This window comes from Anabaena cylindrica UHCC 0172, from assembly GCF_034931625.1.
GTDB lineage: Bacteria > Cyanobacteriota > Cyanobacteriia > Cyanobacteriales > Nostocaceae > Anabaena > Anabaena cylindrica_A.
In genome coordinates, this window is sequence record NZ_JAYGGY010000034.1 from 21,922 (window position 1) to 35,404 (window position 13,483).

General features: G+C 37.9%; 8 protein-coding genes. 1 reads left to right on the forward strand and 7 read right to left on the reverse strand.

The window, feature by feature from the left end; translation table 11 throughout:
• Positions 1 to 161: 161 nt before the first annotated feature.
• From VB713_RS10710 to VB713_RS10720, 3 genes are all read right to left on the reverse strand, one after another.
• Complete coding sequence (locus VB713_RS10710) at positions 162 to 1,823, reverse strand: alpha-amylase family glycosyl hydrolase (protein ID WP_323311541.1); 1,662 nt, start codon at positions 1,821 to 1,823, stop codon at positions 162 to 164.
• A 438-nt stretch (positions 1,824 to 2,261) separates the two neighbouring features.
• The gene (locus VB713_RS10715) at positions 2,262 to 2,753 is read right to left on the reverse strand and encodes a DUF6174 domain-containing protein (protein ID WP_323311542.1); all 492 of its coding nucleotides are present in this window, start codon (positions 2,751 to 2,753) and stop codon (positions 2,262 to 2,264) included.
• Positions 2,754 to 2,867: 114 nt separating this feature from the next.
• Positions 2,868 to 4,220, reverse strand: coding sequence for an N-acetylmuramoyl-L-alanine amidase (locus VB713_RS10720; protein ID WP_323311543.1), 1,353 nt, complete (start codon positions 4,218 to 4,220; stop codon positions 2,868 to 2,870).
• Between the two features lie 289 nt (positions 4,221 to 4,509).
• Between VB713_RS10720 and dnaG the strand changes: the two genes are divergently transcribed.
• Positions 4,510 to 6,417, forward strand: coding sequence for a DNA primase (gene dnaG, locus VB713_RS10725; protein ID WP_323311544.1), 1,908 nt, complete (start codon positions 4,510 to 4,512; stop codon positions 6,415 to 6,417).
• 78 nt (positions 6,418 to 6,495) lie between these two features.
• Here the strand turns inward: dnaG and VB713_RS10730 are convergent, their stop codons facing one another.
• The 4 genes from VB713_RS10730 to VB713_RS10745 form a co-directional block, all read right to left on the reverse strand.
• Positions 6,496 to 7,203 carry a hypothetical protein gene (locus VB713_RS10730; protein WP_323311545.1) on the reverse strand — a complete coding sequence of 236 codons (708 nt, stop codon included), beginning with the start codon at positions 7,201 to 7,203 and terminating at the stop codon, positions 6,496 to 6,498.
• A gap of 157 nt (positions 7,204 to 7,360) precedes the next feature.
• The gene (locus tag VB713_RS10735; RefSeq protein WP_323311546.1) at positions 7,361 to 9,097 is read right to left on the reverse strand and encodes a putative bifunctional diguanylate cyclase/phosphodiesterase; all 1,737 of its coding nucleotides are present in this window, start codon (positions 9,095 to 9,097) and stop codon (positions 7,361 to 7,363) included.
• A 9-nt stretch (positions 9,098 to 9,106) separates the two neighbouring features.
• Complete coding sequence (locus tag VB713_RS10740; RefSeq protein WP_323311547.1) at positions 9,107 to 9,541, reverse strand: response regulator; 435 nt, start codon at positions 9,539 to 9,541, stop codon at positions 9,107 to 9,109.
• Positions 9,542 to 9,740: 199 nt separating this feature from the next.
• A complete protein-coding gene (locus VB713_RS10745; protein ID WP_323311548.1) occupies positions 9,741 to 13,004 on the reverse strand; it encodes a PAS domain-containing protein in 3,264 nt (1,087 codons plus the stop codon).
• Positions 13,005 to 13,483 lie beyond the last annotated feature (479 nt).

Below are 13,483 nucleotides of genomic sequence, written 5' to 3' on the forward strand. Positions count from 1 at the left end.
TGAAGTTAAATAATATTATTAATTTATAATTGATTTAATTGAATATATATTTATCCAGATGAATTTTAATGTACTAAATCTTATAACTTACATTTTTATAAAGGGGGTTATCTACCCCCTACTCTACATGACTAGAATACTCTTTTAAGTCAAATAATATTTCATCCCTGCCAGACAAATACTTTGGCTTCGTAAGGACCTAAGTCAGTCATGATACTATTTTCACCTGCGGCTATATCATAATCACCTGTCCATTCGTGCCATTTACCGTCAGCAGGAAAATTAGTAATTTCATAACCAGCTAGGAAATTTTCTGAAAAGTTTGCCGCGACTACTACACGAGAACCTTCTTCATTCCAGCGACTATAAGCCAGCACTTTTGTTTCTGGATTTTCGTGGATAAAATCAATGTTTTCTGTATGGAGTGCATGATTATTCTGACGCAGATTAATCAAGCCTTTATAGTAATCAAATAAGCTGCGATTTAGGTCATTACCTAGCAAATTCCAATCAATTTTTGCTGAAGAAATTTGTTTGGGTTTATATTCACCAAATTCTTCCCCCATCCAAATCAAAGGTACACCAATGGCTGTCATGAGAATAGCTGCTCCTAACTTAGCTCGCTTCACAGCTTCTTCATCAAAAATATCACGATTAGCCAACTCAACCATCAGATGATCATGGTCATGATTAGTTAAATAATTAACAACATTAGTTGTACCCATGAAGCCTTGACGTTTACAGTCAATGACATCTTTGAGATTTTCTAAATCAAAGACATCACCGCAAATATGTACTGTAATTGTGTGCCGGAAACTATCATGCCAGCAACCGTCCATTGGACCATCTTGATTAGTGATACTGGTAGTTTCTGGAATATGTTCAGCAATGTTATAAAAAGGCTTAACACCAGCAGTTTTTCGAGTTTCTTCAACAATCCAGTGCATGAAATCGTAGTTGGCGATTTGTCTAGCAGCATCATAACGAATGCCGTCTATATGATATTCTTCAATCCAAAATCGGATTGTATCACCAATAAATTTTCTAGCTGGATAGCTATCTAAATTTTCGTCGTAATGTTCGTAATTAAATTCTGGTCCCCAATTATTGTCTGGATCACGAGGAGAGTGATGATACCAATAATCATGGTCAATTTGGGTGAGGGGACTGGATGCTTCTGAGTGGTTGTAAATCCCGTCCATAATTACACGAATGCCTCTAGCATGACACTCATCAATCATATTTTTTAAATCTGCTGTAGAACCATAACTAGATTCTGTGGCAAAGAAGTGACGCGGATTGTAACCCCAGCTATAGCTACCAGGATATTCTTTAATAGGCATCAACTCAATAGCATTGATTCCTAATTCAGATAGGTAATCTAATTTTTCGACTACGTGTTTATATTTGCCTCTTGCATAAGGGTCATCTTCTCCACCGGAAAAATCACCAACGTGCATTTCATAAATTACTAGTTCATGATCTGGTGATAGGTGTTTGTCCTCATGTCTCCAAACATAGTTATCAATAATAATTTCCCCATCTTTTATGCTGATAATACCATTATCTTTTCCGCCCATTTCATCAATGTCTGTGGCATAGGGATCTGTGACATCAACCCACTGTTCTGGGTCAAAAAACCAGGAATTTGATTGAACTCGAAATTTATATTTATAACTTCCGTCTGCTAATTTTACATTTGTCCGAAAATATCCATCTTTCCCTTTTTCCATTGGTATTTCTTGCCAATTAGAAAAAGACCCAATTAAGGCTACTCCTTTGTTATAAGGAGCAAATAATTTAAATTCAATTGACTTTGCCATAAAGTTTTTGATAGTATATATTTCCAGAAATATTATCTATTATTAGATTCGATCAGACAATCAGTCTTGAGGAATATTTAAATATGTATATGTATGTAAGAATTCAGAGGTCAGGAGTCAGGAGGAAGAAGATTTTTCTCTTCTGTTCCCTTTTCCCTGCTATATCAAATATTCTGTATTCTGAATCTTTACATATGTGTGTAATATAACTTTTGGGATAATTATATTGTGAATTTATTTTGTTATTACTTTAGTGATGTTTAACTTTAAATCAATACCTTGTCCATTTTTTGTAGGTATTGATGGATGAAGCTTATTTAAGACTTACGCAAAACATAATAAAAGTAGCGGTAATTCATGAATTACTGCTACGTAAGAATAAAATTTTCCGTCACATCTTGCGTAAGTTCTATCTATTGTTACAGAGGAATAGATGCGTTATTTCAGTATTTGAAAATTTTCAATTGTCAAATATAATTCTTCATCTGCCATCTGTTGGCTATAATCAACGTTAATTTGGGTCGGGTAGCCGAGTTTGGGGTCATATTTCACCGTTAGACTATCTGCTTTACGAGCGATCGCATCCTGAATTACACTAAACAGCTTAGGGACAGTATTATATTGTTTAAATAATTCTTGATCAACAGGCTGACCAGTTGCTACAGAAATCACAGAAGTTGTCACACCATTACGGACTTGAACAATCACAGGGCCTCTAGCTTCTGGTGTGCAGAAGCAACTGCGCGTTAATTGATAGCGATATTTAGATATCTTTTGCTGTTTCCATAATTGCCTATTTTTTCTTAATTGTCCCAAATTGGAATTAGTGGGTCGTGCTTGTGCGATTTGAATAGGTGGTTGAGCAATCAATGGTGAATATAACCCAAAAGAAATTAGTAATCCTGCACCAATAGCAATAGGTAAGCGCATAAGAGTCTGCATCTCGTGTAATTAATAGTTGTTATTACTGTCATAGATTATGGACGAGCTTTAGGTGCAAAAGTTGCAGAAATTAATCAAAATTATCCTTTGGTTGCTCATCACTCAAATTAATTTTGCTGATTCATAAAGCCTTTTAAACATCGCTTTAATTTTTGTCCCATAATCTAAATCTGCTGACCATCTTCCTGATAGTTGATCAACAGAGGGAGAAATACCTCTAGTTACAAATCTAAACCGAGGATCTACTTCTTGCTGGACTAAAGGTTCTAAACTGGCATAAGCTTTTAAATGTTGAATATGCGCTCTCACACCAATTCTGGCACTAGGAAAAGATGCAGCTTCTGTTCCACCACCTATTGCACCTAAACCTGCAAAGTTATTTTGCTGAGGTTTGATATCGCTGCCAAAACGTAAAAATCCTGTTTCTAGACACATTTGGCAAAAAGCAATATCATAATTTACTCCTTCGAGAGTAGCTTCTTCTCGATAGAGCTTGGGAATATCAGGAAACTGAACAATGGCATTTTCATTGTTGTTTTTCAGAAAGATTTGTAGCTGTACTTCTGTGGTATTACCATTAGAGATAATCTGGTTTATTTGACCAGTACAAACTGTGAGAATGGAGCGCAGATTGAGAGTAGTAGTTGCAGCATCCCAGCCAACAGAAATATTAAAATCTCGGAGTTCTATGGCTTTAATATAAACTATACGCCGATAAGTAGCACGAATTACATTAGGTGATGTTGATAAATCAATTCGTAAACGATCTACTAAATCAATAGGAATATAAGAGTTGCCATTAATTAATACTCCTTGCTCTGGATAATTTTGACCATTTATATTAATATTAATTGGTGGATAGTTTGCCTCTGGAGGTGTTCCTGGCGTTGGGTCAATTGCGCGACTCCAAGCTATTAATCCGTCAACAATTCCCAAGGCAAAATCACGGCGACGAGTTTGTAATAAATTGCGATCATCCGGATTGCTGAGAAAGGCTACTTGTATTAATAAAGCAGGAAGAGTTGTTTGGCGACAGAATTGCAAACTACCTAAGCCGCTATCTGTATCTGGCTTAACGCCACGATTAGGTAGTTGAGGTACACGACGCAACAATCCCATCAGCAACATTTCTGCATTTTGCTTGCGTTGATTATTGTTAGCAATGTAGTAAGCACTAGCCCCTCTGACTGTAGGACTACTAGCTGCATCAGCTGCAATTTCTAGCGCGACATCAGTAGAACGAGCGCGAGAATTAATCCAGGTAATAGTTTGGGCAGCGCTTAAATCATCAGGAACCGATAAAACTTCGATGCTACGCGCTCTGAGTTCTGTCACAATTAAATCACGTAACAAAATCATTTCTTTGGCTTCAGTCGTACCACCTGCGATCGCACCAGGATCAATTCCTCCGGCTTCTCTTCCTCCATGCGCCGCCGAAATAAAAATACGTCCCATTTTGATTCTTCCCGTTGTTAAGCTCCAGCGTATGCAATTTTAGCGAGTATTCCCGGCTGAAAACAAGAATTATAATAGTATCTGAAGGTGGGAGACAGGAAGCAGGAGTCAGGAGTCAGGAGTCAGGAGAAAGAAGAAGGAAGAAGGAAGAAGAGGATTTAGAATCATCTAGAACCTGAAAAAGTGTTTACCAATCCCCAATCCCCAATCCCCAATCCCCAATCCCCAATCCCCAATCCCCAGTCCCCAATCCCCAATCCCCAGTCCCCAGTCCCCAGTCTCCTAAAAAATGGAAATCCCCCGCTTACATCCAGACACAATTGAAGAAGTTAAACTCCGGGCTGATATTGTTGATGTTGTCTCGGAGTATGTGGTATTGAGGAAGCGAGGGAAAGATTTTGTCGGTTTATGCCCTTTCCATGATGAGAAAAGTCCGAGTTTCACCGTTAGCCCCAGCAAGCAAATGTTTTATTGCTTCGGTTGTCAAGCTGGAGGTAACGCGATTAAGTTTGTCATGGATTTGGGAAAAAGACACTTTGCAGAAGTAGTACTAGACTTGGCGCGGCGTTATCAAGTACCTGTACAAACCTTAGAACCTGAGCAAAAACAAGAATTACAGCGCCAGTTATCTTTGCGTGAGCAGTTGTATGAAGTTTTAGCTTCCACAGCCCAGTTTTATCAACACGCCCTTAGACACACCCAGCAACAAAAGGTGATGCAGTATTTGCGTGAAAATCGTCAACTCAAAGAAGAAACAATTCAACAATTTGGTTTAGGTTATGCTCCCGCAGGTTGGGAAACCCTGCATCGGTATTTGGTGGAAGATAAACATTATCCAGTGCAACTGGTGGAAAAAGCAGGTTTGATTAAACCGAGGAAAGAAGGGGGCGGATATTATGATGTATTCCGGGATAGGCTGATGATTCCCATCCGCGATGTACAAGGGCGAGTAATTGCTTTTGGTGGGAGAACACTGACAGAAGAACAACCAAAATATTTAAATTCCCCGGAAACCGAACTTTTCAGTAAAGGTAAAACCTTATTTGCGCTAGATCAAGCCAAAGATGGAATTGCTAAATCAGATCAAGCTGTGGTGGTTGAGGGGTATTTTGATGCGATCGCTCTCCATGCTGCGGGAATTAACAACGCCGTCGCTTCTCTAGGTACAGCATTAAGCATAGAACAAGTCCGGCTACTATTGCGTTACACCGATTCCAAACAACTAATACTCAACTTTGATGCTGACAAAGCGGGAACTAACGCCGCCGAAAGAGCGATCGGTGAAATCGCGGCTTTAGCATATAAAGGCGAAGTGCAATTAAAAATTCTTAACTTACCCAATGGTAAAGATGCTGACGAATATTTACAAAGTCATACATCAGCAGATTATCAGCAACTATTAGCAAACGCCCCACTATGGCTTAATTGGCAAATTGACCAAATTATTCAAAATAGAGATTTAAGACAAGCTACTGACTTCCAACAAGTCACGCAACAAATAGTTAAACTCTTGCAAAATATAGTTAATAGTGATACTCTTAATTACTACATTTCCTACTGTGCAGAAATACTCAGCTTAGGGGACTCTAGAATTATTCCCCTACGAGTTGAGAATCTACTAACTCAAATTGCACCCGCTAGTGTGCAAACTCCACCATCACGGTTTCGCAAACAGGAGTCTAAAACGCCAAAGCTCTCTCTAGTAAATACCGAACGTAGTTTATTAGAACAAGCCGAGGCGTTATTATTACAAATTTATCTCCATTGTCCAGAACAGCGTCAACTAATAATTAACGAATTAGAAGAGCGAAATTTAGAATTAAGTCTTTCTCATCACCGGTTTTTATGGCTACAGATTTCAGAATTAACAGATGAAGCTGATTTGATTTCCAATTTACAAAACAGGTATTTAGAATTATCTGAAGAATTGGGATTAATCTCACATTTATTTCATTTGAATGAAAAAACTAATAAAGAAATACTGCGTACTCCCCAAGTAGTTCAAGCAACCCTTGCTTGTATGGAAATAGTCTTGAGAGAAAAACGTTATCGTCACTTTATGGAACTGTGGGAAAAAATTGATATTCAAGCAGAACCAGATAAATATAAATCTTATGCAGGTGCCATATATGCAGAGAAAATGCGGATACAAGAATTAGATAAACAACGCCAATTTCCAATTACAGAATTACTATAAATACCGTAGAGACGTTCCATGTAACGTCTCTACATCCGCGAATAAAGTGCATCCTCATAAAGAAATGGTATCACCACTTTACTTATCTGTTGTTTCTGAGCCAATGAGGTTGGCTGCTTCTTGTAAAAGCTGCTGCTGTTCTGCTTGAATTGCTTCTAAACGAAGAGAAATTTCTACTAATCTTTGTTGTTTATTTAGATAAATTGTTTCATCAGCAGTTACTACGGAAATATAATTATTATTTTTGTTAGTATTGGGAATTTTTGCCAACTGGAAATTACCAAATTTATTTAATGACAAAAAAATAGTTTTAAATAAAGCTTGAATTAATTGAAAGGGAATTTTTAAAATAGACAAACTAGCGGTTTCAATTAAACGAATAATTCCTTTAAATATGCTCCAAGCAAAAGCAATTATAAAGAGCATAAGTACTAAACTGATAATTGGGTGATTACTTGCCCAACCGAGTATTTGTAAAAACCATAAAAATGTTGGGTGTCTCGTCACTAAATCTTTTACAGAATTAGTAATTGCATTTTCAATTGTTCCTGATGTGGTATTTTTAATTTGTGTGGCCGTTTGCCAGCTATCTTCTAAAGAACCTTTAGCTTGATCTAAAGTTGCCGTAATTATATTGATTGCCTGATCAGTTTTGTAATCTGCTGTTTCCTTGAAAGACTTACCAAATTGCTGCGCTGATTGACCCAAAGAGTTAACATTATTTTTCAATGTTTGCCAGTTTATCCAAACTTCTTGAGTCAAGTTTGTATTTATTGGAAGTTCCATAAAACATATTACTGGAGTTTAAGTCTAGCCAAAAATTAATTTTGAGTCTGTTTCACAATCATAACGATATTCAAGCAAGACGACAATCACTGTTATAGCCGATTTATATTGAGTGAAGATAATTAATTGTAATCAACCAATTACCAATTACCAATTACTATTTACTCAATAGATCGATACCAAAGCCTATTTCTTTGTTTGCTTTTTGCAGCCATTGAGCGAGGAGAGAAGATGGTATTGCCTTAGAAAATAAATAGCCTTGTCCATATTTGCAGCCAAGCGATCGCAAACTTTTCATCTGTGCAACTGTTTCCACACCTTCGGCAATCACATCTAAGCCCAGAGTGTGGGCTAAAGTAATAATGGCTTGCACAATTCCCAAGTTTTGCTCATCTCTATCTATTCGGGATACAAAAGAGCGATCAATTTTGAGAGTATCAACAGGCAAATCGCGTAAATAAGACAGGGAAGAATAACCAGTACCAAAATCATCAATGCTAATTTGGATACCTGCGGCGCGAAATTCCTCTAAACTGGCGATAACTGTTTGCGTGTTGTTCATCAACGTACTCTCTGTAATTTCCAGCTTGAGTGTGATTTGATGCAAATTCAAAGATTGATAACGATGAATAATGTTGGGAACTACACCTATTTCATTCAATTGTACCCCTGATAAATTGACTGATAAACTCAAAGGTAGATCATCTAAAAACTGATTTTGCCAAATAGTTAATTGATGGCAAGCAGTTTCTAAAATCCAGTCACCAAGGGGAATAATTAACCCAGTTTGTTCTGCTAAAGGAATAAATTGAATCGGTGAAATCCATCCTCGTTCTGGGTGTTGCCAGCGAATCAAAGCTTCAAATCCCACTACTCTGTAAGGATGGAGGGAAATAATTGGCTGATAAAAAAGTTGTAACTGTTGCTTGTTGATTGCTTGCCTTAGTTCAGTTTCCATCTGTAATCGCTCTAAAGCTCTGGTTTGCATACCGCGATTGTAGACAACTGTGGGATATTGTAATCCCTGTTCTTTAGCAGTGTAGTTGGCAGTTTCTGCTGCCCGTAAAAACTCTTCCGGTTCATCAAAGCCAAGACTGGAATCTACGACACCAATTGTAATAGAGGCATAAATTACAAAACCTTCTAGTGCGAAGGGAGGATCTATGACTCGATGCATTTCTATTGCATGGGTTTCTGCTTCACTTACATGACTGATATTTCCTAATATCAATATAAATTCATCCTTGCCCATTTTTGCTAAGTAGTCACCAGGACGTAAGCTGGCTTGTAGACGTTTGGCGACTTCAATTAGCAGTTGTTCACTTTTAATATGTCCAAAGCCATATTTAATTTTGCGATATTGGTCAATATCTATAAATAGAACTGCAAATTTATAGTGATTGAGGATCTGCTCTCGTAAAATATTTAAGACTGCATTGCGATTGGGTAAGCCTGTTAATTCATCATAAAATGCTAAAAATTGGACTTTCTCCAATGCCTGTTTACGTTCACATCGTACCTTAGCTTCTCGTAATTCTCTCTCAATAGCTGGAGCCAGCCTTGTTAAGTTTTGCTTAAGCAAATAATCATGAGCGCCATCTCTCATTAATGTAACAGCTATTTCTTCCCCTATTGAACCTGAAACAACAATAAAAGGAGTATCTAATTTCCATATTTTTACCAAACTGAGTGCAGCTACAGCACTAAATTGGGGCATGGAATAGTCTGTTAAAATTACATCCCATTCTTGGGATTCAAGAGCAGCTACCATTGCCTCAATCGTGTCAACTCGTTGATAAAATATTTGGTAATTTGCCGCTTCCAATTCCAAAACAATTAATTCTGCATCGTCTAAATTATCTTCAACAATGAGAATTTTAATTTGCTCAGTCATAAAAATTCTTTATTGGGTTAGGGGCGGAGGACTGTTGAGAACCAACCAGTACATCCCTAGCTGTTGTATAACATCCACAAATTGGTCGTAATCGACTGGTTTGCGGATATAGCTGTTGCAACCCAAACCGTAGCCTTGAAGACGATCTCTCTCTTCATTAGAGGTCGTCAAAATCACAATAGGTAACAATCTAGTCCGAGAATTAGCTCGAATTTGTCGAAGAACTTCTAATCCGTTGATACGGGGTAGCTGTAAATCTAACAGAATCAAGTCAGGTAAAGATTCTGATGTATTGTTTTCTGCAAATAGATAATTAATTGCCTCAACGCCGTCTCTAGCAATTATAACGTTTTCTTGTAGCCCTGTTTGCTCAAATGCCAGCAGTGTTAGTTCTATATCATCAGGATTGTCCTCAATAATCAGTAGTGTATTTTTTGTGGTCATATTACCTTGGAGTATATCGTATGTTTCACAATAATATTAAGATGGGTGTTTTTTTACTAAGGAAGTTTTACTGAGTTTATATTAAAGATTCGTTAAAGTTATAGCAATATCACAATCTAAAAATGAGGGGATGATTTCACAAATAGTCTCTTAGTAGGAGATCAAAATAAATTGAGCAATATCCAAGCTTAACCATTTCTTAACTTTGTAAAGTAAAGTGAAAGATGGCTCCTTCTCCAACCACTCCATTTGCCCAGATATGACCACCATGACGATAAATGACTCTTTGTACAGTTGCTAAACCTATGCCTGTACCTGGAAATTCTTCGATAGTATGAAGACGTTGGAATGGTTGAAAAAGCTTGTTTGCAAAAGCTTCATCAAAACCGACTCCGTTATCACGAACAAAATATGTAAAATCTGCTCCATTTTCGTTATGTGAAGCTCTGTAACTAAATTCAATTTGTGACTGTACTTTTACGGATGTAAACTTCCAAGCATTATTAAAAAGATTTTCCATGACAATTTTAAGGAGTCGGGGATCACCGCTAACGGTGAGATCGGTCGAAATCAGCCATTCTACCTGTCTTTTAGGGTTACTTTCGCTGAGTTCTTGAGCAATTTCTTGAGCGATCGCACTCAAGTTAACCTCAGTATGTTGCATATGGAAGCGAGTCACTCTTGAAAGTTGCAGCAAATCATCAATTAGCTCTCCCATTCGCTGTGTTCCAGCCCGAATGCGAGTTAGATAGTGCTTACCCTTATCGTCTAGTTGATCCTGATAACGCTCTAGCAATGTTTTACTAAAGCCATCTAAACCGCGTAATGGGGCGCGGAGATCATGGGAAACTGAGTAAGAAAATGCTTCTAGTTCTTTGTTGGCTGCGGTGAGTTGGGCTGTGCGTTGTTGCACTCGCTCCTCTAATTGCTCGTTAAGTTCTTTGATTTCTATTTCAGTTTGTTTGCGATCTGTGATGTCAGTACAAGCTCCTACCCATTCACGGATAGAACCATCAGTTTCTAGAACAGGCACAGCCCGCACCCAAAAATAGCGATATTCACCATTTTTAGACCGAATGCGACATTCGTTTGCATATAACTGACTATTTTCCAGAGCCTGAAACCAAACTTGTTTTGTGCGTTCTCTGTCCTCAGGATCAATAGCATATTGCCAATTCCATCCTTGATGTTCTGGAAAAGATTGACCGGTGAAAGCCTCCCAACTTTCCTGGGGAGTAATGAATTGCCCGTGAGGATCAGTTATCCAAATAACTTGGGCGGTTGCTTCTACCAAAGAACGGTAGCGTTCTTCTCTTTGCTGAACCGCAATTTCTGCCAGTTTGCGTTCAGTGATATCCGCAGCAATCCCCGCATGACGCAATATTATTCCCAATTGATTATAAATAGGGAAAACACGAGCAAAAATCCAACGTATTTCCCCTTTGGGGCGAATGATGCGATATTCTTCTTCTAAGGGTTCTCCTTGAATCAGACGTTCGCAAGCAGCCAAAACGCGATCGCAATCATCTGGGTGCATGGAGTCAATCCAAGAATTCGGGTTTTGGTAAAGGCTTTGGCAACTCCGTCCCCATATCTGTTCATAACCAGGACTGATATATAAAATCTGACTCAAATCAGCAGAGTTGATATGAAAAACCTCATGAATATTTTCGGCTAGTTCCCGAAACTTAGCCTCACTTTCCCGTAGGGCTTGTTCCGTCTGCTTGCGTTCTGTAATATCTGCTATTGAACCCACCAGTCGCAGGGGATTTCCTTGTTCGTCCCATTGGGCAATGGCTTGAGATTCTACCCATTTATAGCTACCATCTTGATGCCGCAACCGATATTCGCTGTGATATTTAGGAGTTTTTTGAGTCAAATAATCTTCAACACATTTGATTACCCGTTGGCAATCATCAGGATGAACATGACTTTTCCACTCTAACCTGCTAATAGTGAGATGTTTGGGGTTTTTTCCTAATAAGGTAAACCAACGTTCAGATAAAGTGGTGGAATCACTATGAGAATTCCACTCCCATATGGCATCTAGGGCAGAACTTGTGGCTAATCTCCAGCGTTCTTCACTATTTTGCAGAGCTTCTTGTGAGCGTTTGAGGGATGTAATTTCTGTGATAAATCCTTGAATGGTTGGCATTTGTCCATCAACGGATATTTTTATACCTTTTTCCCATAACCATTTCTCCTCACCAGATAGAGTCCGAATACGATACTCTATTTCGTAAGAACTATTTTGATCTATGGCTGTTTGGATGGCAGCAATAATTTTAGGAAAATCCTCTGGCACAATTAAATTTTGTAAGATGCGATCGCTATAACTAGATAAATCTGTTTTGCTGTAACCGAGAATAGACAAATAGCCATCACTTAAACTCTGAATTGAGTAATCATCATTAACACCACGATAAAATACAATTCCCGGTAAAGTATTAATCAAATTTGCTAACTGATGACGGCTATTTTTCAAAGCTTGATTGGCTGAATTTAATTGAGTAGTACGTTCATAAACTCTTGATTCTAAATGATCATAAGCATCTTGTAATGCTTGTTGAGTTTTTTGGTATTTGTGATCAATGAGATTGAGATACCTGGCATTCCACCACACCACACCACCCAGAATCGAAATATTAAAAATTGCTCGCAGTATCAACCCCAATTCAATAGATATAGCATTTGTGCGATAAGCAGATAAAAAGAATCCTGAACTGAAGATGGGAATACCGATAACCACAGGTAAGAGCCGACGTGCAGTAGTACCACCAAGGTAAGGACTCATCACCACCCGTAGCCAACCGTTTCCAGGACAAGATAGTAAAACGCCTAACCCTAAAAATATAAAAGTGATACTTGTATTCAATGCCATCCCCGTAAAGGGTTGCATCCCATAGAAAACGCGAATATCAAAAATATAGCCAGCCAACCCTAATAAAGCAATTAAAAAACTTCCCAATGCTAAACATTGAGAAACATTAAATATCTTTTTTTCGATGAAAACTAAAGCTAAACCCAACCAGAAAAAGCAAATAGCTGTATTCGGAGCCATCCGTCCTGGATGGTAAGTAGCAACAGCATTAATATCGTCTTTAATCAGCAGTTGATCAATTCCGAAGTTGATATTATAGCTATACTCAATTAATGTCAGTAAAGCAATCAGTACGACAATTCCTGCCAATATTTGAGAGCATAATTTTAGATGTAACTTCTTGTTTTGATAATTTTCTTGTTGATGCCATAGCCACAAAGAGATGCCACTAAACAGAAAACTTAGTGCTGTATTTACCTTCATTGTCACTAATTCTGGCAGCAGACTTTTGAGAACCGATAGATTAAATATCCATCCTATTAAAACAACAAATCCAATTAATGCGGTAGTGACACCCAGATAAAGAGAGATATTACGAATTAAAGAATTTAGCTTTTGATGATTAATATATGTTCTAGTCATGCCAATTTTATTTGGGCTAGGATCAATGAAAATTTATAGAAACCTGACTAAGTTTTATGAATTGTGCGCTTTTAGGTATCGAGACTAATCTAACAACGTTAAATTGCAAGTAGCAATATGTCTTTAGGTATAACTGTTATCTATCTAAAGACAGATGCTTTTTGTACTGCTTTTATAATTTGTCTTCGGAATAAGAAAATGATGTAATATCTCAAAATTTCAAAATCCATTTAGAGAAAGGATCACAGCCTATAATTAGTGATCATACCTCCAGTAAACTAACAGACTTCCAAATAAAAAAATATCCCGTCGTTGAGGAGGCAAGAGGCAAGGGGAATAAAAGTCGAAATCTTGCTACGCGGAGCGTCCCAGAGGGAACTAGCGCTGCTGCAAGCAGTACATCTTTTTTGTGGAGTTCTCTAAATTTATACTAAAAACGGGTTAAAAGTGTCATTCTGTAGCTTGCTTCCCGTAGGGTA